General features: G+C 44.3%; 23 protein-coding genes and 1 tRNA gene. 17 read left to right on the top strand and 7 right to left on the bottom strand.

Annotated elements, in window-relative coordinates:
- Nucleotides 1-371: 371 nt before the first annotated feature.
- Complete coding sequence (locus NV379_RS16300; RefSeq protein ID WP_258208382.1) at nt 372-716, top strand: nitrous oxide-stimulated promoter family protein; 345 nt, start codon at nt 372-374, stop codon at nt 714-716.
- Here NV379_RS16300 and NV379_RS16295 read toward each other — a convergent pair.
- Nucleotides 699-2,003, bottom strand: a complete 1,305-nt coding sequence (locus NV379_RS16295; protein WP_258208381.1) for a D-arabinono-1,4-lactone oxidase — start codon at nt 2,001-2,003, stop codon at nt 699-701. The two genes, NV379_RS16300 and NV379_RS16295, sit on opposite strands and share 18 nt — an antisense overlap.
- A complete protein-coding gene (locus tag NV379_RS16290; RefSeq protein WP_258208380.1) occupies nt 2,000-3,199 on the bottom strand; it encodes an amino acid deaminase/aldolase in 1,200 nt (399 codons plus the stop codon). Before NV379_RS16290 ends, NV379_RS16295 begins: the two co-directional genes overlap by 4 nt.
- A gap of 113 nt (nt 3,200-3,312) precedes the next feature.
- On the opposite strand from NV379_RS16290, the gene NV379_RS16285 reads away from it, so the two are divergent.
- The 4 genes from NV379_RS16285 (at nt 3,313) to NV379_RS16270 (ending at nt 9,161) form a co-directional block, all read left to right on the top strand.
- Complete coding sequence (locus NV379_RS16285) at nt 3,313-4,059, top strand: class I SAM-dependent methyltransferase (protein ID WP_258208379.1); 747 nt, start codon at nt 3,313-3,315, stop codon at nt 4,057-4,059.
- A gap of 26 nt (nt 4,060-4,085) precedes the next feature.
- Complete coding sequence (locus tag NV379_RS16280; RefSeq protein ID WP_258208378.1) at nt 4,086-5,063, top strand: MBL fold metallo-hydrolase; 978 nt, start codon at nt 4,086-4,088, stop codon at nt 5,061-5,063.
- Between the two features lie 295 nt (nt 5,064-5,358).
- Nucleotides 5,359-6,999 (top strand): thiamine pyrophosphate-binding protein, encoded by a 1,641-nt coding sequence (locus NV379_RS16275; protein WP_258208377.1) that lies wholly within the window; start codon nt 5,359-5,361, stop codon nt 6,997-6,999.
- Between the two features lie 26 nt (nt 7,000-7,025).
- Nucleotides 7,026-9,161, top strand: a complete 2,136-nt coding sequence (locus tag NV379_RS16270; protein WP_258208376.1) for an ATP-binding protein — start codon at nt 7,026-7,028, stop codon at nt 9,159-9,161.
- Nucleotides 9,162-9,211: 50 nt separating this feature from the next.
- On the opposite strand, the gene NV379_RS16265 is transcribed toward NV379_RS16270, so the two are convergent.
- A complete protein-coding gene (locus NV379_RS16265) occupies nt 9,212-9,733 on the bottom strand; it encodes a phosphatidylglycerophosphatase A family protein (protein ID WP_258208375.1) in 522 nt (173 codons plus the stop codon).
- A gap of 182 nt (nt 9,734-9,915) precedes the next feature.
- Here NV379_RS16265 and NV379_RS16260 point away from each other — a divergent pair, with 182 nt between their 5' ends.
- The 3 genes from NV379_RS16260 to NV379_RS16250 all read left to right on the top strand — a co-directional run bounded on the left by NV379_RS16260 (nt 9,916) and on the right by NV379_RS16250 (nt 12,594).
- A complete protein-coding gene (locus tag NV379_RS16260; protein WP_258208374.1) occupies nt 9,916-11,028 on the top strand; it encodes a GerMN domain-containing protein in 1,113 nt (370 codons plus the stop codon).
- A 160-nt stretch (nt 11,029-11,188) separates the two neighbouring features.
- Nucleotides 11,189-11,938, top strand: a complete 750-nt coding sequence (gene rph, locus NV379_RS16255) for a ribonuclease PH (RefSeq protein ID WP_258208373.1) — start codon at nt 11,189-11,191, stop codon at nt 11,936-11,938.
- Nucleotides 11,938-12,594 carry an XTP/dITP diphosphatase gene (locus NV379_RS16250; protein ID WP_258208372.1) on the top strand — a complete coding sequence of 219 codons (657 nt, stop codon included), beginning with the start codon at nt 11,938-11,940 and terminating at the stop codon, nt 12,592-12,594. The genes rph and NV379_RS16250 overlap by 1 nt, the downstream gene beginning before the upstream one ends.
- 160 nt (nt 12,595-12,754) lie before the next feature.
- Here NV379_RS16250 and asnB read toward each other — a convergent pair whose 3' ends face one another.
- On the bottom strand, nt 12,755-14,599 hold the full coding sequence (gene asnB, locus NV379_RS16245) for an asparagine synthase (glutamine-hydrolyzing) (protein WP_258208371.1): 1,845 nt from the start codon (nt 14,597-14,599) through the stop codon (nt 12,755-12,757).
- Nucleotides 14,600-14,795: 196 nt separating this feature from the next.
- Here asnB and NV379_RS16240 point away from each other — a divergent pair, with 196 nt between their 5' ends.
- The 3 genes from NV379_RS16240 to NV379_RS16230 all read left to right on the top strand — a co-directional run bounded on the left by NV379_RS16240 (nt 14,796) and on the right by NV379_RS16230 (nt 16,409).
- Nucleotides 14,796-15,152 (top strand): hypothetical protein, encoded by a 357-nt coding sequence (locus NV379_RS16240; RefSeq protein WP_258208370.1) that lies wholly within the window; start codon nt 14,796-14,798, stop codon nt 15,150-15,152.
- Between the two features lie 154 nt (nt 15,153-15,306).
- Complete coding sequence (locus NV379_RS16235; RefSeq protein ID WP_258208369.1) at nt 15,307-16,248, top strand: patatin-like phospholipase family protein; 942 nt, start codon at nt 15,307-15,309, stop codon at nt 16,246-16,248.
- Between the two features lie 26 nt (nt 16,249-16,274).
- Nucleotides 16,275-16,409 carry a hypothetical protein gene (locus tag NV379_RS16230; RefSeq protein ID WP_258208368.1) on the top strand — a complete coding sequence of 45 codons (135 nt, stop codon included), beginning with the start codon at nt 16,275-16,277 and terminating at the stop codon, nt 16,407-16,409.
- Between the two features lie 92 nt (nt 16,410-16,501).
- Here the strand turns inward: NV379_RS16230 and NV379_RS16225 are convergent, their stop codons facing one another.
- Nucleotides 16,502-17,239 carry a LysM peptidoglycan-binding domain-containing protein gene (locus NV379_RS16225; RefSeq protein WP_258208367.1) on the bottom strand — a complete coding sequence of 246 codons (738 nt, stop codon included), beginning with the start codon at nt 17,237-17,239 and terminating at the stop codon, nt 16,502-16,504.
- A gap of 202 nt (nt 17,240-17,441) precedes the next feature.
- Between NV379_RS16225 and NV379_RS16220 the strand changes: the two genes are divergently transcribed.
- The 3 genes from NV379_RS16220 to NV379_RS16210 all read left to right on the top strand — a co-directional run bounded on the left by NV379_RS16220 (nt 17,442) and on the right by NV379_RS16210 (nt 21,787).
- Complete coding sequence (locus tag NV379_RS16220; RefSeq protein ID WP_258208396.1) at nt 17,442-18,500, top strand: ABC transporter permease subunit; 1,059 nt, start codon at nt 17,442-17,444, stop codon at nt 18,498-18,500.
- On the top strand, nt 18,493-19,443 hold the full coding sequence (locus NV379_RS16215; RefSeq protein ID WP_258208366.1) for a hypothetical protein: 951 nt from the start codon (nt 18,493-18,495) through the stop codon (nt 19,441-19,443). Before NV379_RS16220 ends, NV379_RS16215 begins: the two co-directional genes overlap by 8 nt.
- A gap of 100 nt (nt 19,444-19,543) precedes the next feature.
- Nucleotides 19,544-21,787, top strand: a complete 2,244-nt coding sequence (locus NV379_RS16210; RefSeq protein WP_258208365.1) for a UvrD-helicase domain-containing protein — start codon at nt 19,544-19,546, stop codon at nt 21,785-21,787.
- 132 nt (nt 21,788-21,919) lie between these two features.
- Here NV379_RS16210 and NV379_RS16205 read toward each other — a convergent pair whose 3' ends face one another.
- Both NV379_RS16205 and NV379_RS16200 read right to left on the bottom strand, forming a co-directional pair.
- On the bottom strand, nt 21,920-22,096 hold the full coding sequence (locus NV379_RS16205) for a YjfB family protein (RefSeq protein WP_258208364.1): 177 nt from the start codon (nt 22,094-22,096) through the stop codon (nt 21,920-21,922).
- A 203-nt stretch (nt 22,097-22,299) separates the two neighbouring features.
- Nucleotides 22,300-22,373: transfer RNA gene (locus tag NV379_RS16200), tRNA-Arg, on the bottom strand.
- A gap of 177 nt (nt 22,374-22,550) precedes the next feature.
- On the opposite strand from NV379_RS16200, the gene NV379_RS16195 reads away from it, so the two are divergent.
- From NV379_RS16195 to clpP, 3 genes are all read left to right on the top strand, one after another.
- Entirely contained in the window at nt 22,551-23,507 is a 957-nt protein-coding gene (locus NV379_RS16195) for a hypothetical protein (protein WP_258208363.1), read from the top strand.
- A gap of 140 nt (nt 23,508-23,647) precedes the next feature.
- Complete coding sequence (gene tig / locus NV379_RS16190) at nt 23,648-24,931, top strand: trigger factor (RefSeq protein ID WP_258208362.1); 1,284 nt, start codon at nt 23,648-23,650, stop codon at nt 24,929-24,931.
- A 192-nt stretch (nt 24,932-25,123) separates the two neighbouring features.
- Nucleotides 25,124-25,714 carry an ATP-dependent Clp endopeptidase proteolytic subunit ClpP gene (gene clpP / locus NV379_RS16185; protein WP_258208361.1) on the top strand — a complete coding sequence of 197 codons (591 nt, stop codon included), beginning with the start codon at nt 25,124-25,126 and terminating at the stop codon, nt 25,712-25,714.
- The last annotated feature ends 5 nt before the right edge of the window (nt 25,715-25,719 follow it).

Below are 25,719 nucleotides of genomic sequence, written 5' to 3'. Positions count from 1 at the left end.
TGAAATGTTTTTTGTTCAATTCCAAATTGGGAAGCTAAACATTTATATCCTTCCGTTCCATTTAAATAACATTGAACAGCTACTATTTTTTCTTTAGCAGTAAATTTCGCCATAGAAAAACTGCACCCCCAGTTGTTAGATTGTGTCTAACAATTGGGGTGCAGTTCATCCCCTCATAGAGATGTTGGGGTTCTTTTTTTCCGCTTATCAGAAAGTAAATCCACGAAGTGGCTCTAAGCCTCGGTAAACGGATCCGTATTCTTCGAAGAACGGCAAAGATGTTTATCCTTGGTGACCCGTATCACTGCGAGCTGCTCCTCATTTTCAGTAATCTTAGAATATTACATGTAACAAGGGAGAGAACCACATAGATGAAGAACATAGGACCGAAGATTGCCAATGAGAAGAAAACGGTTCAGCACATGATACGCATCTATTGCCGTGGACTGCATCATACGAAAGGCGAGCTATGCGAGAACTGCCAAGCGTTGCTTGAATATGCTCACAAGCGCCTCAGCTTCTGCCGGTTTGGCGAAGAGAAAACAACGTGCGGTCAATGCCCGATTCACTGCTACAAGTCCGATATGAAGCTTGAAATCCAGAAAGTGATGCGCTACGCTGGTCCTCGAATGATTCTCCACCATCCCAAGGAAGCTATTCGCCATGCCGTCCATGAGTGGAAGAGTCGTCGTAAGAAGCTAGCCAAACAGTCCTGATACATAGTCATTAGAGAACAACCCATCTGGATCGAGTATCCGACGAACCTCTAGAAAGTCTTCAAACTTCGGATACAATCGATTCAGCTCACTTTCCCGCAGTGAATGCAACTTCCCCCAATGCGGACGACCGCCGTGACGCAGGAAGATATTTTCCAGTGTCGTGAAATAGTCTTTGTACGGCATCCCCTTATACATGTGAACAGCGATATACGCCGAATCTCGATCATAAGCAGGACTAAGCCAGATGTCGTCACCTCGTACATAACGGCATTCAATTGGAAAATGTACTGCGAATTGTTTTCGCTCAATCGTCGCTTTCACTTCTTCTAAGATCGCCTGCATACTGTCGGCTGGCACACTATATTCCATCTCGCTAAATCGCACAAGACGTAGTGTTGCAAACAGTTGATGCCCATACCCAGCTTCGCTCATTGTAGGGATGGCTTTAGCGGAGAGGCGACTTGCAGCTTGGCATATCTTCGGAAAAATACGGCATCCTTCAGAAATGAGCCAGAAAGCGGCATTCTCCATCACGAGCTTATTCAGATTGTTCCACACACTATTTTTGCTTGCAGGCAAATCCGTCGCATTCATGAATTTCACCTGCGTCTGATCGGTATAGGGGAACCAATAAAACTCGAAATGCCGATGCTCCTGACGCCACTTGACGAGATTTTCCATACATTCCGTAAAGCTTGCCATTTGACTTTGAAAATGCATCCGCTGCGCGGGTATTACCTTTAACCGCACCTGCACAATAATCCCGAGCGTCCCTAGAGATAACTGCATCGCTTTAAAAATCTGAGGATTAACCTCCTCGCTGCACTCAATCACACTTCCATCTGCTGTGACTACCGTGAGTCCGACGACTTGCGTCGAGAGGCTGCCGAATTGAACCCCTGTTCCGTGTGTACCTGTCCCAATTGCCCCTCCGATGGACTGCGCATTAATATCTCCTAAGTTTTCCTGTGCCCAACCTGCAGCGAATAAATCTTCCCCTAATTTCTTTAGTTTAGTACCCGCCCACACCAGTGCGGTCTGCGCTTCGCGATCAATCTTGAGAATACCCTGCATGGCATCTAGTGATACTAATGTGAAATCCGTTCGTGCTAACGGTGGAAAAGAATGTCCTGATCCGACTATCCGAATTTTCGTCCAGTTTTTGCGGCATGCATGCACGATGTCGACGACATCTTGTATGGACTCTGGATATAGCAGTTGCTGGGGCTTGCTCACAGCGAGTCTCGACCAGTTGCGCCATGTCGGATTTGCGACTTGCTTCATAGAAAACACCGTCCTTGTCCACGATAAGTTGGAAACACTTGCACCACTTTACCTTGAGAATAGCCATGTAGTTCGGTAAATCGTTCACATAGTTCGCCCGCTTTGCTGTGTCGCATGAAGATGGGATCACCTAACTCTAAGCGCTCATCGCCTTGATACACGATAGGTGTCTGAACCTCGCCAGCGCCTTCTAGATTAGTTAGCTTTGCCCCTTGGGGGAGATGAACTTTGGGTAATTTATCTGGTGCACAGGAGCCGGATGCGGTGTAGCCGCCACCGAGGCAAGTATACGTATCTGCACGCGGTTTTCTTACAATCTCAATGGCATAGCCAGCGGCTGGCTCGAACCGCACGTCTTGATAATTATCGAACAACGCGGGTGCATAAAACCCGGAGCCGACTGTCACTTCGGTCACGACATCTTCTAATGTAGTGGATGTTAAGCTGCCACTGCCTCCGCCGTTAACGAATCGTGGATAGATCCCTTTTTGGTGCAGAATATGGATCAATTCAGCACGTTTGTGCGTGAATTCAGCGATGGATCGCTTTTTCATAAACCGAATAATTTTATTTTTCACAAGGGTCGTAGGATTGTGATCGCCAACACCTGCAATTTGTGCTTCATAGCCCATAATGCCATCGAGCACAAGATAGGGAGAAGCTGCAATACGCTGAGCTAATTCCACAGCCGCCATAACCGAGCGGACAGGGGAACGCCATACACCAAAGTGTAATTTTCCAAAGTCGGAAGACAGATCCAGATCAATACAGACCGGCATCTGTACATCAGCTTGCTGAGCCATCCGTTCAATATGCGCAAGATGTTCCTCACTATCGACCATAAGCGTGATAAGTCGACCGTCTTTAACCAGTCGCGCAAGGGCAGTAATAGCATCCACGTTCCAGATCGGATAGCCGAGCAGGAGGTCGTCAAAGCCTTGTTCCGCTAAGAATAACGTTTCTTCTCCAGTAAATGTCATGAGTCCAATGAAGGTGGGATCGCTGTCTAATAAGTGTCGCAAGATCCCAGCTGAGCGAATCGATTTGCTCGCAATACGAATTTTTTTGGAGGCGGCAAGCTGCAAGGCGAACTTGCGATTATGCTCCAAGAGATCGAGGTCCAGATAAGCAAAAGGTTTAGCTAAATGAGCAAAAGCAGCTTTATACGCGGCATACGTCAATGCTTGATCTGGCATGTGAGGGCACCTCCGAATAGGTTTCAATTCGATGAAACAACGGTGATGTAATCGCTTTCTGCCTATTGTATCATGGAATGTTTTACCATTAAAGAGTGAGGAGGTGAAAAGCTATGCAGGAATGGTTTGAGCGAAGCTTTGGACGAGATTATTTGCTTGTCTACCAACATCGTGATCGGCAAGGTGCGAAGGAAGAAGTTCGCAAGATGATTGCGTGGCTTGATCTCCATTCACAAGAGCACGTACTAGATTTATGCTGTGGGATGGGTAGGCATTCGGTGGCACTGGCCCAATTTGGATATAAAGTAACGGGAGTCGATCTTTCTGATGTATTATTAGAAGAAGCGCATCGAATAGAAGGGGCGAATCAGGTTAGCTGGGTACACGGTGATATGAGAGAAGTACCGCTTGATAGCGGGCAGTATGATGCCATCGTGAACCTGTTTACATCGTTCGGTTATTTCGAGCAAGATGAAGAAAACAAGCTTGTACTTGCAGAGATGAGTCGGCTGCTGAGGCCTGGCGGCAAATTATTGCTTGACTACTTGAACCCTTCCTATGTAAAAAGAAAGATAGTGCCTGTTTCACATAAAACAACAGGTAGTCTTTGTATTGATGAACGGCGCTGGATTAATAATGGCTTTGTACATAAGGAAATTGTTATTACAGAGACGCCTGACATCAAGAGCCAAGCTGCAAGACGTACATATACCGAGCAGGTCAAGCTCTATGAAATGGATTGGTTTAAACAAGCATTCGAACAAGTCGGGTTGCACGTTCAAGCGATTTATGGGGATTATGAGGGCATGGCTTACGAGTCTGAACGAGCAGAACGTATGATTTTTGTAGGAACGAAATAGAGTGAAACTAGGCAGGGGGAATACAAATGCGTGAAGTAACAACATGGCGAAGAGAAGGATTACTACAAGTGAGGGTACCGCTGCCGTTTCCGCTGCGGTGGGTGAACGCGTATGTAATCCGCGGGGATCAAGGCTACACTATCCTTGATCCCGGGCTACATACGCCTGAAGCGGAGGCGCTCTGGGACAGCGTCCTTCGCGAAGAGGGCATCTTGGACGACCAAGTGGAGCAGGTCGTCCTCACCCACTTCCATCCCGATCACTACGGGATGGCGGGATGGTTCCAGGAGCGTACGGGCGCACCAGTCCTCCTCTCTGAGGAGGGCTGCCATATCGCCTCGCTCCTGTGGGGGCTAGATCAGCCGATGACGCGGCTGCTCACGGATTGCTTCGCTCAGCACGGACTTCCGGCTGAGCTGCAAGAGCAGATGACGAAGCATATGGATGGCTTCGTCCAGTGGGTGTCCCCACAGCCGAAGCTGACTCCGCTTCAGCTGCGGACTGGTGACACCATCCGCCTCGGAGACCGCTTGTACGAAGCGATCGAAACCCCGGGTCATGCCTCGGGGCATCTATGCTTCTACAACCGCGAGGCGAAGGAGATTTTCTGCGGTGATCATGTGATCTCACATATTTCGCCTAACGTTGGCTACACACCGGGTGATCATCCGAACCCGTTGCAGCAATTCATAGAATCGCTGCAAGCTGTGGCACATCTTGAAGTGGATATTGCATACTCTGGTCATCGTGAGCCGTTGACCAACTTTAATGAGCGGGTTCAGGAACTGATGGAGCATCATGATGAGCGCTTAGCGCATATGGAGAATTTGCTTCAAGAGTCGAAGACTGCTTATGAATTATGTGTTGCTGTCTTCGGAACAAGGCTTACGATTCATCAGCTTCGGTTTGCTTTAGCCGAGACGCTTGCTCATATTTTATATTTACAAAGCCAAGATAGAGTGAAACAGACGGAGCAAGATGGAAAGATTTATTTTCAAAGCTAACCCTTGGACTTCATAAGTTGAACTATTCCTAGCAAATAAAGACATGCAATTTGCGAGAGCAGGTGTGAACATTTACACATCCAGCCAGCAAAATGCATGTCTTTTTATCTACATACCGCCATAATTCTCTCCTAAATATCGACCGTATTCGTGATGTTCACAACTTGTTTGTAAATTTTAGGTAAGAATTTCGGGGGGGAGGAAGGAATATTAGTAAAAATGTCAAATATTTCATATAACATCATTTCAAAAACAGAGGAGATATGCCAATTTTTGTACTAGAGGAGTGAGCATAATGAAAGCTGTGCGCGCTGTTGTTCAACTTTTAAAAGAAGGAGGGGTAAAGTATATATTCGGGATCCCCGCAGGCTCGGTCAATGCATTTTTCGATGAATTAATGGATGTGCCACAGATAGAACCGATTATCGCCAAGCATGAAGGCGCAGCCGCCTATATGGCAGCTGCATACGCGAAACATTCCAAGAGCTTAGGTGTTTGTATTGGTTGCAGTGGTCCTGGAAGTACGAACTTAATTACAGGTGCAGCCAATGCGATGCGTGAACATCTTCCTGTCTTATTCTTAACAGGCTCGGTACCAAGAAGAACAGTAGGTCTTAATGCTTCACAGGAATTAGATGCGGTTCCTTTATTTGCACCAGTTACGAAATATAGTGTCTCGGTTCAAGACCCAGAGCGATTAGGTATCGAGGTTGCCAAAGCGATTCAAATTGCACAGTCGGGTATACCTGGCCCTGTACATGTAGCAATGCCTATTGATGTACAACTTAGTGATGTTACTTCGCAAGCTGCGCTCTCTTACCCTCACAGCCAACCACTCGTTCCAGAAGAGCAAGTCATCCAATACGCAGCAACGGAATTAATTAAGCACAAGAACGGGTTCATTTTTGTCGGACAAGGTGCAAGACATGCGATGACTGAACTGATTCATTTAGCAGAAATGCTGAATTGGCCATTTGTCACCACACCGCAAGCCAAAGGGTTATACCCAGACACTCACCCACTTCATCATGGCGTATTTGGTTTTGCAGGAGATGAACAAGCTTCAAATCTGATTCAAGATCCAGGAAGAGATGCTATTCTGATTGTTGGTTCAAGCCTTGGTGAGACCGCAACGAGTAATTGGAACCGTCAGTTAACTGAAAATCGTTATGTGGTTCAGATTGACAATGATTCATCTGTATTCAATCGTGTTTATCCTGTAAAAACAGCGATTCATGGCGATGCGACGCTGAGCTTGGATGCCATTATTTTTGAGTTGGAGCAGATGGGTTATAAACATAAGCCTTATCCGCTTCGCGCGAAGGAGAAGCCAGAAGTTACATATTCGGAGCTGCCTTATAACACGCAAAATGTACTGACGACCATTCAAGATTCACTGCCTAAATCAACTCGGTATACCGTTGATATAGGCGAATTTATGTCTTATGTTATTCATTATATGAGTGTGAAATCAGCGAATTCGTTTGACATCAATGTGCATTTTGGTGCGATGGGAACTGCTTTTGGATCAGCAATTGGTTGGAGTTTGGCGCAGCCAGATCGACCGATGGTATGTATAACCGGTGACGGCTGCTTCTTTATGCACGGAATGGAAGTATTAACAGCCATTGAATATAAGCTTCCAATCGTATTTGTTGTCATGAACAATGCAAGACTTGGGATGGTCTATCATGGTCATAATCTGCAATACAAGCGCAGTCACCCTAGATTTGAGCAAGCACCGATCAGCATAAGCGATATGGCGCGAGGTATGGGAATTCCAAGTGCACGCGTGGACAATATGGAGCAGCTTCACGCATGGTGCGAGCAGCATAAAGCATACAAAGGTCCTTCGATAATTGAAGTGGCACTTGTTGATAATAACGTTCCTCCAATGGGAGACCGTGTGAAATTTTTGTCATCATTCCAAAGATAAGACTTCGGAAAGCAGAGGGAATTACAATGTCAGAGCAAACAAGATACGTACGATTAGCCCAAATATGTCAGCTTATTAACTCCAATCGGGATTTAAGATCGGTACTTGATGCCGTAGCGACAGCGATATCGGCAGAAGTCGTACGTGTGAGTTCAGTTGGGATTTATTTACCGCAAGAAGATGGTGCTTTTCGAGGTTATGTAGGCAAACCGGGCCATATTAATGGTGTAAAACTGGATGAAATGCTCGTAAATCCAGCAACAGACCAGCTTGTATCGGATTTGGTTCATTTGCGTAAAAGTGTTTACATCCCAGACACCTCTGTTGATGGCAGACCCGATCCAAGGCCAATTGAAATGTTCCAGATCAAATCTTTATTCGGACTTCCCATTACGTACGAGGATGAATTGTACGGTCTTGTGTTCCTTTTTAATTATGGCGAAGTGATGAATCTGACGGATGAAGAAATGCAGTCGATTGAAGCTTATGTGAACATGGCGGCTGTAGCGATTCGAAACGGTAAGCAGTTCAGTCATATCCAAACCTTATTAGCTGAGAAACAATTGTTGCTCGACGTGACTCGCGAATTGTCACATTGCTCGACAACCGAGCAAATATTGAGCACATGCTTCCGTTATGTGGGACAAGTCGTGAATAATCGAAATATCGGTGTTCACTTATGTGATATTACGAGTATATCTGGTCCACGGTTTAAGCCTGCTAAGATGAGCAAGCAAAGTGATTGGACGGAAGAAGACTGGAAAGAGACACATCGCGAAATTAAGCTGGATTACAATCGAGATTTACTGTTCCAAGAAGTGATTCAGAAGAAAAAGGCGATCTTCATTCCAGATGTATTCAAAGATCATAGACCCAATCATGATGCTTGCAGCAAATTTGGCATTAAGAGCATATTCATGATCCCTCTCGTTGCAATGGGACAAGTACTGGGTACCATTCCTGTCGTCAGTCTGGGAGAGCAGGGCAAATATACCGAGGCAGAGATGACGCTTGCTCAATCCGTTGTCGATGTAACGGCAACTGCACTTTCGAATGTAATCCGAATGGAATACTTGGAGTGTATCGTTGCGGAGCGAACTTCGGAACTTGAAGAGAAGACGAAGCTGTTCCAGCTCATCTTGAACTCTGCGGGCGAAGGGATTTATGGGCTAGACTTATCGGGGGATATTACATTTTGTAATCCATCTGCGGCAGATATGCTCGGTTATGAAGTGAGTGAACTTATTGGTACTTCTTTTACGAGAATTATGACGGAGCCAGAGGTTGAGAGGCTGTCCATTCATCAATTCCTTGCACGGATGGAGCAGATTCAATCGCAGCAAATCGCGGAGCAAGAGTACTATTTTCACAAAAAAGATAGCACACTCATACCCGTTGAGTACGACATTACACCGATACAAGAAGAGGGTCGCACGACTGGGGCTGTTGTGACATTCAAGGATATTACGGATCGTAAGAACACGGAGGATATTATTCGTAAAGCGGACAAACTCTCGGTGATTGGTGAGCTTGCTGCAGGTGTTGCCCATGAGATTCGGAATCCACTTACAACCATTCGTGGTTTTATTCAGTTGTTGCAATCGCGCGCGAAACACGAGACGACGAACTTTGGGATTATGTTAGATGAACTGGATCGCATTAATTTTATTATTAGTGAGCTTCTGTTCGTAGCAAAGCCAGAGGATGTTATGTTTCGCAATAAAGAATTGTTGCCGATCCTGAACAATGTGATTCTGCTCTTGCAAGCGCAAGCGACGATGAATAATGTGCAGCTGGTGATCGAATATGTATCTGATATTCCAGATATGTTATGTGGGGAAAGTCAGCTTAAGCAAGCGTTCATTAACATTTTGAAAAATGCGATTGAGTCCATGGAACATGGTGGAACGATTCACATTCAGGTGCAGATGGAAGATGAGAAGAATGTGTCGATCCATTTTGCTGATCAAGGAATTGGAATTTCGCAAGAGAGAATTAAGAAGCTTGGTGAGCCGTTCTACACGACGAAGGAGAAGGGTTTCGGGCTTGGACTCATGATTACATTCCAGATTGTCAAAAGGCACAATGGAACGATTCGGATCGCAAGTCCGAAAGATGGCGGTACTGTCGTTACGGTGACGCTGCCGATTAATACGAATTAACAAAAATGCTGCTGGTGCATCGAATGCATCAAGCAGCATTTTTTTGTGGTTTAAGACGTAGGTGAATGCGACTCCATCTCCGCTTGTTTCCGATGCGCAATACGCGAGCTGGCAGCGGCAGCAATAGCGCCAACAATATCATCGAGGAACGTATGGGTCTCGCCTGTACTTTTATCATTGAGTCGCTCAAGAATGCCAGGTTTCATTTTGTCGATATACCCGTAATTCGTAAATCCAATCGAACCGTATACATTCACAATGGATAAAGCGAGCACTTCATCACAGCCATATAAGCCCTCATCATGCACGATCATATCTTGCAATTCAGGTAGCAGCAGTCTTTTTTCTGCCAAGATATCGAGTTGAATTCCTGTAATGATGGCGTTGTGTACCTCCCTTTTCACAAGTACACTTTCGACACTTTCGATGCATTGTTCGATTGTAAGTTCTGGAAAGTATTGTTGCTGCAAAAAATGGGTAAGTTCAGCGATTTGTTCTACCTTTACACCGCGATCATCAAGCAGCTTAAGCGCACAAGCTGCAACTTTATTACTGTTTAAACTATATTCCATTAGATTCACTTCTCCTTCGCATGTTCACTGTAAATTAGATTCCCCTGATGTGTATATCTGGATTCGAAAAGTTTGTACATGTTTTGGGACAAAAAGTCGGCATAAATTGGACAACATCCTTGTATATATGTACTACCTAGCCAACCGTGCAGCGGGGCTCAATTTGCGAAGGGGGAATAAACATGAAACGTAAGATTTGGATTCGTTCTGTAGCAGTAACTGGAACAGTCGCGATGTTGATGTCGGGATGCTCGATGCTGGGTCTCGGTGATAAGAAAGCGATCGATGAACCACCACAAGGTAGTAATGAGCAGCAAGTAGCAGCTCAATTGGAACAGAATTATACAACAGCACAAGGCAATCAAGTGAAAGAGCCGCTTACAAGTCCTGGCGTTAGTTCGACTTCCGCACAAAGTCAGACAGCTCAAACACAAGGCGCAATTACCGTCTATGCGAAGGATGTTAAAGGCTTAGTTGCTCCGATTACCCTGCATGGGGCACAGAATACAGCAGCTACAGCTAAATTAGCACTGGAGTACATGGTTCAAGGTGGACCTGCGCAGGCACAATTGCCTAAAGGTTTCACTGCTTTACTTCCACAAGGAACGAAGGTGGATGTAACCGTTGATAAACAAAAGGTTGCAACAGTTAAATTTTCCAAAGAAGTGCTCAATTATGATGCAGCTGATGAACGCAAAATGATTGAAGGGATCGCTTGGACGCTCACTTCGTTTCCAACGATCGATAAAGTAGCCATCCAAGTAGATGGCAAAGATCTCAAGCAAATGCCAAAAGCGAAGCTCCCGCTTGATGCTCCAGTGAACCGTTCATTAGGTATCAACTTGGAGAAGGTGGATGGAGTTGACTATGGTCAAACGACAGCCGTTACGGTTTACTACATGAACCAAACGGATGCCAACTATAAATATTATGTGCCGGTCACACGTCTAGTCGCCCGTACGAATGATATCCCCGCTGCGGTGATGGAGCAATTGATTCACGGGGCTAATAGCAATAAAGGACTAACTTCTCCGGTAAGTGCGAAGACGACCGTGATGAATTTGAAGCCAAGTGATGGGCTGCTCACGGTGAACTTGTCCAAGGAGATCTTAAATGCTCAAGGGAAAGCACCTGCTGAAGCACTGGATGCCATTATCTTGTCTTTAACAGAGAGCACAAATGTGTCTAAGGTACAATTGATGGTGAACAATGACGTTCAATTTACTTCCTCGGACAATAAAAGTTACGCTAAGCCAGTTACACGTCCAATTGTATTAAATGCAACAAAGTCATAAAATTTGAAAGTTTCTCACATGCTAAAAGCGCCGATTTTGGCGCTTTTTTCGCTTTAGAGCAATCAATTTACCATGAATTGGTATGTTATTTGCTCTTTGCCCGTAGTTTGTTACAATAAGATATACAATCGATAAAGGCTCAATTCGGGAGGGACTACATATGAGAATAGACGGAAGAGAAGCAGATCAACTACGCCAAATGAAAATCACGCCTCATTATAATAAGCATGCGGAAGGTTCAGTACTTATTGAGGTTGGAGATACGAAAGTGATATGTACAGCAACAATTGAGGAGCGCGTACCTCCTTTTATGAAAAATCAAGGTCGCGGTTGGGTGACAGCGGAATACTCCATGTTACCTCGTGCAACGCAAACGCGTAACCAACGTGAAGCGAACAAAGGGAAGCTTGGCGGTCGTACCATGGAAATTCAACGACTGATTGGTCGTGCCCTGCGTTCTGTTGTGGTATTGGAGAAATTAGGCGAGCGTACGATTACGCTAGACTGCGATGTCATTCAAGCGGATGGTGGTACACGCACAACGTCAATCACTGGAGCTTTTGTCGCAATGGCAATGGCGATGCACAAGCTTGTAAGAGACGGTAAGTTATCTGTTATCCCCATTTCGGATTACTTGGCATCCGTATCCGTTGGGATTGTGGAAGGTCAGACGTTATTGGATCTGAAGTATGAAGAAGATTCGAACGCGAAAGTAGATATGAACGTCGTGATGACAGGTGAAGGTAAATTCGTTGAAGTTCAAGGAACAGGCGAAGATGCACCATTCTCCCGTGAAGAATTGAATTCCTTACTTGCGATGGCAGAGAAAGGTATTCATGAAATGATCGCGAAGCAACAAGAGGTATTGGGCAGTGAAGTGACGGCACATATCGGCAAGGTGTCCCAATAATGAATGAGGCGCAGAAGCGGGTAGTCGTGATTGCGACTGCTAATAAAGGTAAGGTGCAAGAATTCGCGAATTGGTTCGGCGCAAGAGGAATGGAAGTGCGTTCTTTAGCCGATTATGACAATCTTCCTGAGATTGTGGAAGATGGAGATACTTTTGCTGCGAATGCGAGAATTAAAGCAGAATTGATCGCGAATCACCTCGGCATGCCTGTGCTTGCTGATGACTCAGGACTAAGCGTAGATCGCCTTAATGGTGAACCGGGCGTATACTCGGCTCGATATGCGGGTGTTCCATCTTCAGATGCGAACAACAATGCGAAGCTGCTTCGTGAATTAGCGCTTCTTAATCCGGCAAGCACGGCAAGCTCTCAAGAAGATCCATCACTAGTCATGCTTAGCTCCGCACACTTTGTAAGTGCGTTGGCACTTGCTTTTCCTGAATCAAGTACAGTACTTGAAGCAGAAGGTCGCTGCTCGGGTTACATTGTCTCAGAGCCTCGCGGTACAGGTGGATTTGGTTATGATCCGCTGTTCTACTTACCAGAGTTTGATAAGACAATGGCGGAGCTTACATTAGAAGAGAAGAATAAGATTTCACATCGTGCACATGCACTAGAACTTTTCTTTAAACAATATCCAGACCCATTTGGCATATAAAATAGAACAGGGCAGCGTCCTCGATGGATGCTGCCCTGTCTTATTTAGATACTAGAATTTAGAAGTTATCAGCGGAGCTGATCGAATTCTATATCGCAAGAAAAGCTTCCGCTTACGCAGGGTCATGCATCGTGGAAAGGACTCCGAATTGGAGCTTTTCTTATCTTACGCTAATTTTGTATTCTCTTAGCCACATATCCACTTGAATGAGATAAGCGAACAATTGTGGTCCACTCATGAGCTGCCCGAACCAAGGCAAGTTAAACGATGCGGCATCGGAGTTTGCAAGGGCATGAATTTTCGAAGTGTTAATGAAAGGGAGTAGCGGCGAAGAGGTGTCGTTGAGAATATCCAGCATCTGATCACGTACAGCGGCTAGATAGTTCGGATTGTGCGTCTTCGGATAAGGGCTCTTCTTCCGCGTTAAGATCTCTTCAGGCAGTACGTTCTTTAAGGCTTTGCGTAAAATTCCTTTTTCCCGATCCCCAGAAGTTTTGATCTCCCAAGGAATGTTCCATACATATTCAACAAGGCGATGATCACAGAACGGGACGCGAACTTCGAGCCCGACCGCCATACTGGTGCGGTCCTTACGATCAAGCAGTGTTGGCATGAAGCGAGTAATATTTAAGTAAGACATTTCACGCATCCGATTCTCGACAGCAGTTTCCCCAGCAAGGCGAGGCACTTCACTCAGCGCTTGTTGATAGCGATTGCGTACATACTCTTGTGGGCGAATCCATTGAACAAGATCGTTAGATAGTAGATCCACACGAGCTGGTAATGCTAGTGACCATGGGAATGTTTCCGCTGCAAGCGTGTCTTCCCGATGAAACCAAGGATATCCACCGAATATTTCGTCTGCCGCTTCACCTGAAATTGCAACTGTCGAATGTTTCTTGATTTCCTCGCAAAATAAGAACAAACTGCCGTCTACATCCGCCATTCCCGGCGTATCTCTTGCAAGAACAACCCTACGCAGCGATTGCACAAGTTCAGGTGTATCGAATTCAACGGAATGATGGTTGCTTCCGAGATATTCGGTCATCTTAGCAATCCAAGGGGCGTCCGAATTCGGTTGAAACGCATTGGCTCGGAAGTGCTTCTGATTATCCACATAATCGACGGAGAATGTATGCAGCTGTTCATTCTTCGTTTCGCGTAAATGCTTGGCTGCAAAGGAACTCAAGGCGGAAGAATCGAGTCCACCAGAAAGTAGTGTACAGATCGGTACATCAGATATTAATTGACGCTCCGTTGTATCCTTGAGCAGTTCATATACCTTATGTGCAGTCTGATCTATTCCATCCTCATGTGGACGACTCTCCAGCTTCCAATAAGCCCGAGTGGTGAGTCCTTCATGGTTCAGCAGCATAAAGTGCCCGGGCTTTAGTTCAGACATGTTACGGTATATCCCATGCCCTGGTGTTCGCGCAGGCCCTACTGCGAATATTTCAGCCAGCCCGTCCGCGGCAATTTCCGCTTTAAAGTCAGGGTGCGCTAGAATGGCTTTTGGTTCGGAGCCGAATAACAAGACGCCACTTTGGTACGAATAGAATAACGGCTTAACGCCGAGGCGATCGCGAGCTAAGAATAATGACTGTTCCTTGTCATTCCAGATGGCAAACGCAAAAATTCCATTCAACCGATCTACACAAGCGCGTCCCCACTCCACATAGGATAAGAGCAACACTTCCGTATCACAAGTCGTCTGGAAAATGTGTCCTTTATCCTCTAGTTCCTTGCGTAACTCTAAGAAATTATACAATTCCCCATTGTACACAATGGAGAAAATTTGATCCCCGTATTTGCGAATCATGGGTTGGGCGCCATTCTCTGGGTCAATGACACTTAAGCGACGATGACCGAGCGCACAATGATGGGTGATCCATGTACCGGATGCATCCGGACCGCGATAGGACAGCGTTTCTGTCATATTTTCAAGAATGGTTGGGTACCCGGTTAAATCTTTTCTCCAGTCAATCCAACCTGTAATGCCACACATGGTTCATAGCCCCCTTTACGCTTTTGCGATGATAACAAGGTATGCACGGCTCGCCTAGAAAATGTCTGTCCGCGATTCAAAGATTCATAGACTCATCCACTACTTACCGACCATGTCAGGTGCTGTGGACGCTGTGTTTTTTTGACAAAGTCTGTTACAATGGTACAACGATACAAAAAGAGTAGAAGGTGATCCTATGAAAAGAAGAAGACTTGCCCGCGCGCAGATCGATTATATGGCGGCTAAAGAACATTTTTTGTTAACGAGTAAGCAAGCGGATCGTAAGCTTGAAGAGATGAAAGATAACGGTGTTGAAATTGGCGAGAAGGAAATGGAAGATGCGGTTAATCGCAGCGGCTTTCACAAAGCTTTCAATGAGCTGATCCAAGCTGAAAATACATTAATCGAATGGTCTCATACATCCATTAAGAACGTTCCTTCCGTGCAAGAGAATCGTGCTTATTATGAAGAGCTATATCGCGAAGCGAAGAACAACGTAGAATCCAGAGCGATCTTGGTTGAACTTGCTATGCTTCTTGGAAATGAAGATTAATTTCGAAGATTAATTTCTAATCATACTTAATAAAGTGGAGAGTCAACGCCTAGTGGTGTTGGCTTTTTTTGCATGGGCCAAACCGGTCAGGACAGGGAATATTTCAAAGTTAATTAAGCAATAGTAAATCTACATCAAGAAGGGTGGCGCGAACATGATCCGGATCGGAATTGCCTTTGGCGGGGGTGGAATCGCTGGGAGCGCCCACCTTGGTGTATTAGCAGCATTGGAAGAAGCGAATATTCCTATTCACTGTATGGCAGGGACGAGCTGTGGAGCTTTAGTTGCAGGGTTATACGCCTGCGGCTACACGTCTGGACAGCTGATGGATATGGTGCCAGAGTTTACGGACAAGTATCTGGATTACAACTATCGCTCGATGTTCGCTAAAGTGGTACGTAGACCCGTCAAGCTTCAAGGGCTTATCAAGGGGAAGAAGTTCCGAGACTATTTGTTACTCAAAACGCAAGAGCGATTGGTACGGGATTTGAGTTATCCGATTGCGCTGGTCGCCGCTGATTTGCGTAAAGCGCAAAAAGTATTGTTCCATTCGGCTTCCCTGCACTCCAATGGGAATGGAGAAGTGGATTATGAGCAAATTTCGGATGTATTAGTTGGGGATGCGATCCTGGCCAGTTGCTCGATCCCATTCTTATTTCCTCCTGTTACTTTGGGAGAGCGTGTACTAGTTGATGGCGGATTATTAGACAATTGTCCCATCTCTACTGTTCGTGCTTTAGGAGCTGATTTCGTCATTGCGGTGGACTTGTGCTGTGATGATGAGTTAACTACACCCTTGAACTCCCTTTATGAGATCGTGTCACGTTCGGTTTCGGTGAACTTAATTCAGCAATCGAAGCAACTTTCAGGCTATGCCGATGTCTTGCTTCGACCTAACATGGGTATGGTGAGTGCATTCGATTTCAATAAAGGCAAGAGCTGCATTGAGCTCGGCTACTTGTACACCCTACAGAAGATTCATGATATTCATTTAAAAATAGAGCAGAAGAATGAGCAGCATGCAACAATAAACTTTCCTTCATTTTTAGAAGAAGTTGAACCATCCGACAAGCTCAGTGGTCACTTACTTCAATAAAGAACAGTTGGAAAGGAGGGAGAGGCATGGCACAGAAATTTAAGAAAAACAAAGGCAATAAATATGCGCATGATGCTGAGTTTGCAGACGAAGTAATAGCGAAGAATGCGAAGATGCCAGGGCAGCAAAAACCATCTGAAGGCATTCGTAAAAATTACTAATAAATATGTTACAGTTGTGAAAAAGAGGCACTCTCAAGGTCTGATTAAGACTCGCGAGAATGCCTCTTTGTTAGGTTTGTATAAGTTTATTTTTATTGCGTTACAGGTTTCGTTACAGCATGTTGGCCTTTATGGGCTTTGTCTTCAAACATCTTTGTTACCATTTGAGTAAAGGAAGCTTTGCGCTTATCGGCTTGTTCCTTCGTTATTTTGCCGCTTTGAACTTGTTCTTCAACGTGTTTCATCAATTCGCTTACCTGAGCATCGACGAGCTTTTGCAGCTCCACATTTTTTTCTTTTGCAAGATCAGCAACGGATTTTCCAGATTTCACGGCTTGCTTGAAGTCGGCATCGCTCATCCCAAGTAGAGTCCCAATCTCTTTGAAGTCCATGCGAATAGCCGATTTGTGTTGTTCTCTGTTCGGATGTTTTTCATTAATAAGTTTATCTACGGAATTCGCGAATTTCGTCTTGGCTTTATCTAACGTTTCATTGTTCGCTTTGATGAGTGCATTCTTCAAGTCGTCTTTGGATACGCCTTGCTTTTCAGCGATTTGTGCCAATGTTTCACCTTGGCTTATGCGAGATTTAATTGTTGCAGCATCTAGTTTGAGTACGGCAGCCAACTCTTCGCTGATTTCTTTCTTAAACAAACCTTCATTTTTACCCCACTTATCTTGAATAAGGTGAACGGTCTTATCCGATTTATTATGTACACCTGGGGTACTCGTTGTCGGGGTTGTGCTCGTCGTCTCCGCTGCATAGGCACTTACAGGTACTAGAGCAGCAAGTAGAACAGCAGCGCTTAGCAATTTCATCTTCTTTTTCATATTACTTACCTCCTTGAATTTAAATCTTTCTTTTCGACTTAACAACATCAGTTTAAGGAGGTTAGCTTAAATTCACCTTAGTCTAGGATAAAAATGACACTATAAATATTCTAAAATTTCTGTCATTATATGGCGGTAAATAGCAAAGGGGGATATAATTTGTTTAAAAAGACGATCAGGGGGTAGTACAACTTTGAAAAAAGTGCTTGTTACAGTGGGTTCGATCTTATTTGCTTTTATTTTTATTTTCTTAATTAGTAATCTGCAATATGGGATATCTAGTAAACCACCTGAACGGATTCAAGTAGGTGTAGATAAACGGATTGTAACGAATTATGAGGATCTCACGAGGTTATATCCGAATGTGACGTTATTAGATGCGGAGAAAGGTATATTTCATGTGCCTATAGAATCTTTGCAATCGACTGTAAGAAGAATACAGTCGATACCCGGAGTCGTGGAGATTCATACACTTCCTGGCACGCCGACGTACTCATTTTCCCAATACTTCAATAGCATTGGGGCTATGTTGAGTATGTATGCCAAAGGTGAATTTGGCTACTATTATATGCCTGTAGGAGGGAAGAAGCCATTTCTCGAAATGCTTCCTACGATTTTAAAAAATTCACTTACCTATTTTGTGCCTGGTTTCTTGGCTGCGATTGTTGGAGGCGTTCTTTTTGCCGTATTTGCAACGATGAGTCGTGTGATTGGTAAAATTTTTGATTGGATTCATCGTGTATTATTAATGATTCCTGATTTCTTCATCTATACGCTACTTCTTATGTTTGCTATTTATATAACTAAATTTGCGACTAAGCGGGTCATCTTGATTATTCAGCTCAAGAATGAAGTTCCTTTCTTCATTCCCTTCATGACGATAATGATCGTACCAGGTGTGCTTATTTATGGTGTGATTCGTCTAGCTCTTCAGCGTGAAATGGCAGAACCTTATATTCGAACAGCGATTGCCAAAGGTTTCTCTCATAAACGGATTGTGATCACGCATGCTTTTCTTAATGTATTAGAGGATTTACTCACGATTTTGCCTCGGGCAACAACCGTTGCAATTGGAGGTATGATTATCGCTGAAGTGTTATGTCGAATTTCAGGAATTGGGGGTTATTTGACCATTGCATATTCAAATTTGCCGATTACATGCGCCATTTTAGCCCTTTTTGCTTTGATCATGCAGGGGATATATGCCTTACTTCGTAAAATGCTAATTGTCTCAACGAAGGAGGTGAATGTTAGTGCGTAAACGGAAATTTCTTTATATGCTTTCATGGGCATTAATGGCACTACTTATTATCCTTGCAATCCTAGGTCCGTATATCAAACCACATAGCATTGAACCGAGTGCGAAGGTTTTTTGGATGGATAATCCGAATCCGGAATCTATACACAAAAAGCTCGCTCCTCCTTTTAAACCCGATAATCATTACATACTTGGATCAGACCCTAGGGGCTATGATGTGCTCAGTCTATTATTGAATGGGATGAGATATACACTAGGAATCGCTCTTCTCATTACGATTGGTCGCTTTTTATTAGCTATACCACTTGGCATGTACGTTGGAGCGACAGGGAGATTTAAGTCCCTTTTATCATCTTTGCAATGGGTCACATCTGCTGTCCCTCCCCTTGTATTCGTGTATCCAGGTCTACTGGCGCTCTTCTACGGGCTTGAAGTGGCTTACGGGATACCAACGGATCATCCGAATCAGATCATTTTTAATGCGATATTTGTTATCGCTGTGGTATTTATTGGGGTGTTTCCGATTGCCCAGCAATTTGCTGATCGTTCCCGCTTTTGGAATGAGAAGTTGTTTGTTACCGCTTCTTCATTATTAGGTGCATCCATTATCCGTCGTATTATTAGACATATATTCCCGAGTGTTCGCTCGGAAGTTTTATTTGCTTTCTTGGCAGATTACGTACAAGTCTTATTCTTAATGGGTCAATTGGCTGTACTCGGTATTTTCATTGGTGGTGGAGAAGTGATGGTATTCCAAGATGGGTTTGCAACGTACTCGATGGCAATTACCAAGTCAGGCGAATGGTTAGGTTTACTTGCTTATGGCATACAGCGTTACCGAATATATCCTTGGATTATAGTGAGCGTGCTCGTCTTCTTCGTTGCTTCCGTTGCTATTGTTCAATTTTTCCTGCATCAACAGAAGAAAGAGTTTGTTCAGAGATAGTATTCTTAGAAAAAATATTGGCAAGGCTTTGTCAAAATGATCAAGATGCTCTAAACTGGAAGGTACCTACTTGACCGAAAGTGAATCAGGAGATAATGACATGACAGCCATGATACCGATATTGACCAGACCCGAAGGGTCGATGAAAGATAGCATTCCACATGCGAATATAGCAAGTACATTTACAAGCATTGATCTTGTCCCAGATCAGGACAGCGATGCTTTTTATTTTCGTTCATTAGAGAAGCGCAACATTAAACTCAATGAGCTTCAGATTGCGGCCGTGCGCCATGTCGGAGGAGCAGCCTTGATTGTTGCAGGTGCAGGTAGTGGGAAGACTTCTGTACTCACTTCAAGGGCAGGTTATCTCATCGCCATGGGGCATGTTCAGCCGCACAATCTATTACTGGTCACCTTTACGAGTAAAGCAGCCGAAGAGATGAAGCAGCGTATCTCGTTATTACCCGGGCTAACTGTACGAATGGCGCGAGAAGTGGTGACAGGAACGTTTCATTCAATTTTCTATCGGATACTGCGTAGCGAAGGATTCGATCAGAAGATCATGAGTAGTGAGAATCACAGACAGACGATTATTAAGATTATTTTACGCAAAATGAACCTCCATGACGCCTATGAACCGGAGACGCTATTATCCTTACTTTCTTCCTATAAGAGCAATATGATGTCGATTGATGACTTGCCGAATAAATCACCAGCTGAGAAAGAGCAGCGAGAAGTGTTCCGACAATATGAAGCTTGGAAGCGAGATAACCACTACATGGATTTCGATGATATGTTGCTGGAAGCGTATATGCTACTCCAGCGATCCCCGAACATGCTGTGGAAGCTTCAAGAACGTTTTCAATATGTGATGGTCGATGAATGGCAAGACACGAACCCGATCCAGTATGAACTCATTAAGATGCTCACAGGAAATCGGCAGAACTTGTTCGTCGTTGGGGATGATGACCAGACGATCTTTACCTTTAACGGAGCGGACAGTTCCATCATTCTGAACTTCGATCAAGTATTTCCGAAGGCGAAAGTGATCTTGCTTGATGTGAACTATCGTTCGACGAATAGCATTGTGGGTTTAGGGAATGAAGTGATTCGCTTTAATCAGATGCGTAGATTGAAGACGCTGCAAGCGACTAGATCAGGGGAACATCATCCCTATTTCCTGAGACCGAGTACAACTGATGATGAGGCGATGATGGTCGTAAGCAAGATTAAGCATGAAGTGCAGGCGGGGAGAAGAAACTATCGGGACTTTGCGATCTTGCACCGAACGATCAGCAGCTCTCGTGCGATGTTCGAGCAACTGGTGATGGATGGGGTTCCATTTATGTCCTTCTCTATGGGGGTTAGTTTCTATGAACAGTCCATTGTGAGGCCAGTCATTGATTACTTGCGATTATCATTGAATCCAAAGCTTCAATCCGCTATGGAGGGCATCATTCCATCTTTATACTTAAATAGAGAGAAATCACTTACTTTTATTTATACACATGAATTGAAAGAGCCTCTAGAGAAGCCGCTCCAACATTTACTCAAGCTTCCAGACTTAAAGTCATTCCAATTGCAACAGCTTGGTGAGCGCTTGCGGATGGTGGACAAGCTTAAAGATATGAAGCCGCAGCTTGCGATTCAAGAGATAAGGCGTACGTACGATGCGTTCTTGGATGCGAACGAGCGTCAACAGTTAACGCTTCATAAGGAAATGGTGAAAGAAACCTTATCTGAGATCGAAGCCTCAGCAAAGCGTTTTGATAAAGTAGCCGAATACGTGGACTTTATTGATCATGTCATCCAGAAAAATTCCGAGATGGAGCAGTTGCGCAAAGATCCGACTTCGGATGCACTGTCTCTACTTACCATTCATAAGGCTAAAGGCTTGGAGTTCCCTGTCGTCTATGTGATCGGAGCGTCAGAGTCGATCTTACCGCATAGCTCAGCGCTGGATGCAGATGGGCGTAAAGATATGATCTCAGATAAAAAGGGACCTGAGAAAGTGGCAGCTGCGATTGAAGAAGAGCGCCGCCTTGCGTACGTTGCGGTTACAAGAGCGATGCAGGAAGTGTACATTAGCTCTCCGTCGTATTATCGAGGGGATCAAGTGGAAGTGTCGCGCTTCTTCATGGAGCCGTACGGGAATAAGAAGAAGGACCCTGCTGCTAAGCAGCAAAGTGCGCAGAAGGAAGAGACATTCCCAACGTGGGAATGCACGAAGACTGGTTGTCGTGGCTGGATGCGAATTACTTCGGTTAAGCATGCACCGAAGGAGAAGGTCTGTCCGCTCTGCAATGAGAAGATGAAGCGTTCGAAGCGGACGGTAGTGGTATAAGAGTAACCCCCTATATAGAAGACATTGGGTAAGCAACTGTAATCGTGTATATTTTATGGGTTCAAGCAAAACAAAAAACGCCTAAATTCCTTAATCGTAAGGGATTTCAGGCGTTTTTCTATTCGGTCAATACTATGCTTTGATGTCAATGTTACCACCAAGATTAGGCTGGACGCTTTGCTCTAACATTTTGACAAAATCCTGACTAACCTGTGTAGCTTGATCATTAGTCATCTTTAATAGTCTGACATTAACAGCTTGAGATAAACTGCTTTGTTTCATTGCAATTGACAGTGCGGCAATGTCCATGATGATAAGCCTCCTAGTAATTGATACTTATTTATCGGCAAGATGCTATTTATTTATAAATCAGAACAGCGTGTGAAAAATTTGTGCAAAATGTATCGTTTCTATTGTATTTTTACCAGTTGAATTGAAAAATAAAAAATGGCTGAAACCTTAACAATAAAGGGTTCAGCCATTTTTCTATGTAGATCAATTTGATCTATTAACGTCCCAGGAGGGATTCGAACCCCCGACCGTACGCTTAGAAGGCGTATGCTCTATCCAACTGAGCTACTGAGACATGTAATCTTCACGTTTAAGCTTGTGCGGCGTTCCTGTGAAGCGAGATTAATAATAGCATGTAAAACGAATAGAAGTCAACACTATTATCGTGGTAAAATAATACAGTCCGTTTTGCTTTCCTAGCTATGATCCGTTACACTTGTCAGCAAGTAGGTTGGATAGTGGGGTGTAAAGGATGACAAAGCAAGATGAGCTGGTGCATGACAATGTCGTAATGCTGCCTCAGACGGTGAAGTATTATGAAGACCAGCTAGCCTCTTATTTTAAAGTGGAGAGGTATGAACAAGCGGCAGGACTGCTTGCACACCTGCTTCAGTTCTCTAATGTTGACCCGGCGAAGCGGGATGAATGGGAAATGCTGCTCGTATGGCTGCAGACGATGTTTCCGGAAGTGATGTTCGCTCCGCTGGATTCTAGTAATCTGGAGCGAAATGGAGAGTTTGAAGAGATGGAAGAAGATGAACCATCGGAAGAAGAATTGCGCCGACAGGCAATCGATACCCGCGTTCAGCAAGAACAGGGATATATCGACAATTTACTCCAGGTGTTTAAAGAAGAATCCTACTCACCGCAGGAACAGCTCATTGCATTAGAGAAGCTTGCGTTTGTGCATCATTCCGATGCACCGAATATATTGATGCACTGGCTAACTGCTGAAGTGCGACATCCATTGCTGCAATTTAGAGCGCTGCAGGCGCTTAAGATATGGGAACTGCAAGGTGAGATACGTGTTCCTAAGCTTGGTGGCGATGTTCACCTTCGTATAGAAGATACACCACTTGGTTCAGAGGAGATGCCAGCGTCTATCCGCGATATTTTTCAGCAATTGCGTGTTTCTAGTGAAGAGAAGTATCCGGATCTTGCGCAATTCTCGACACAGATCGAGCGTGAATTCGCGGCTTTCGCATATGGAACAGAATTGTATGAAGAGATGGCACAAGTTTCAGCAGATCGTACTCAGCTATGGGCGAGTGCATTGCAAGATGTGCTGCAGGAGTTGATCTTCAAAATGCCAGTCGTATCGATGGATATTTATGATCAAGGGCTTCACGAACAGGATGAAAAGGAATGGGAGCGGATTAGAAGCTTGCTCGGACAATTTTTCACCGAACAATTTCCACCTCACTCCTAATCGTTTGCCTTGAAAAGAAGATGTTTTATGTTATAATAAGGTGGTTATAATGGCGGATAAAAGATATATTTAGTGTTTTTTGCCTGCCTGAACGTGAAAATACAAGTCTAACTGTACATTTTTGGAGGGGAAAGCATAAAATGAAAGCAAGCTGGGAAAAAATAGAGAAGAACGTTGGCGTTCTTGAAGTTGAAGTTAACGAGGATCGCGTATCCGAAGCATTGGACAAAGCATTTAAGAAAGTAGTAGCTAAAGTAAACGTACCTGGTTTCCGTAAAGGAAAAGTGCCTCGTGCAATGTTCGAAAAGAAATTCGGAATCGAGAGCCTATACCAAGACGCTTTAGACTTCATCTTGCCTGAAGCTTATGTACAAGCTGTTCAAGAAGCAGGAATTACGCCTGTTGATCGTCCAGAAGTTGACGTTGAGCAATTCGGTAAAGGTCAAACATTGAAATTCAAAGCTACTGTAACGGTTAAGCCAGAAGTTGCTTTGGGTGAATACAAAGGTCTTGAAATCGAAGCTGCAGACGTAAACGTAACTGACGAAGAAATTCAAGATGAGCTTGATCGTCAACAACAACGTCATGCTGAGCTAGCTGTAGTAGAAGAAGGCGCTGCTGAGAACGGTGACATCACAGTTATCGATTTCGAAGGTTTCGTTAATGGCGAAGCATTCGAAGGCGGAAAAGCTGAGAAGTACTCCCTAGAGCTTGGTTCCAATTCCTTCATTCCAGGATTCGAAGATCAAGTAGTAGGTATGGCTATCGGTGAAACAAAAGACGTTAACGTGACGTTCCCTGAAGAATACCAAGCAGAAGAACTTAAAGGACAAGCTGCTGTATTCAAAGTAACTCTTCATGAGCTTAAGCGTAAAAACTTACCTGCTCTTGATGATGAGTTCGCGAAAGACGTAAGTGAGTTCGATACTCTTGATGAGTACAAAGCTGACATCAAAACTCGTCTTGAAGAGAAAAAAGCTAAAGACGCAGAAGTGAAAAAAGAAGTAGACGTAGTAGCGAAAGCATCTGCTAACGCAGAAGTTGAAATTCCAGCTGCAATGGTCGAAACTGAGCTTGCTCAAATGATTAAAGAATTCGAAAGACGCCTTAGCGGACAAGGTTTGAACTTGGAGCTTTACTACCAATTCTCCGGTCAAAACGAAGCGGCTTTGAAAGAGCAAATGAAAGACGACGCTAATACTCGCGTTCGTAACAACTTGGTTCTTGAAGCAATCGCTGCTGCTGAGAAAATCGAAGCATCCGACGCTGATGTTGATGCAGAGATCGCTAAAGTAGCTGAGCAATTCAAGAAAACGACTGAAGAAGTTCGTGAAATCTTCGAAGCTAACGGTTCTTTAGAAGGTATGAAAGAAGATCTAGCACTACGCAAAACTGTTGAGTTCTTACTAAGCAACAGCAAGTAATGCTTAAATAGGTATCAGAGGCACGTAGATTTATGAAGCGTGCCTTTGTTTTACCCAAAAAAGCATGATTTAGCTTAAAAATGCGGACATCCGTTCGTTTTATGACGAATATGACTTTAGTTCGCAAACGTGTTAAAATAAACTTGCATGTTGATTAAAGAACAAAAATTTGTAAGCTGAGGAGTTGATACCATGAATCTTATCCCAATGGTTGTTGAGCAAGAAGCGCGTGGAGAAAGGTCGTATGACATTTATTCGCGTCTGCTGAAAGACCGAATTGTTTTCATCGGAAGTGAAATTGATGATGATGTAGCGAACCTGGTCATCGCCCAGCTTCTCTTTTTGCAAGCACAGGATTCAGAGAAGGATATTCATTTATATATCAACTCTCCGGGTGGTTCTGTTACGGCGGGACTCGGCATATACGATACAATGCAGTTCATCAAACCCGATGTATCCACGATTTGTGTAGGAATGGCAGCAAGTATGGGTTCACTGTTACTTACGGCAGGGGCAAAAGGTAAGCGTTTTGCACTACCGAATGCAGAAGTGATGATTCATCAGCCGCTAGGCGGTGTTCGCGGGCAAGCGACAGATATCAAGATCCACGCAGATTGGATTTTGTATACGAAGAAGAAATTGAACGAAATCTATGTTCACCATACTGGTCAAACCTACGATAAAATCGAGCGCGATACGGATCGAGATAATTTTATGAGTGCTGAAGAGGCTAAGGCTTATGGCTTAATCGATGAAGTTATCACTCGAGGCGACCTTAGATAAAAAGG

Source organism: Paenibacillus radicibacter (assembly GCF_024721995.1).
Lineage (GTDB): Bacteria > Bacillota > Bacilli > Paenibacillales > NBRC-103111 > Paenibacillus_AM > Paenibacillus_AM radicibacter.
The sequence above is the reverse complement of the archived record's forward strand: the minus strand, read 5'-3'. Positions and strand labels throughout refer to the sequence as shown.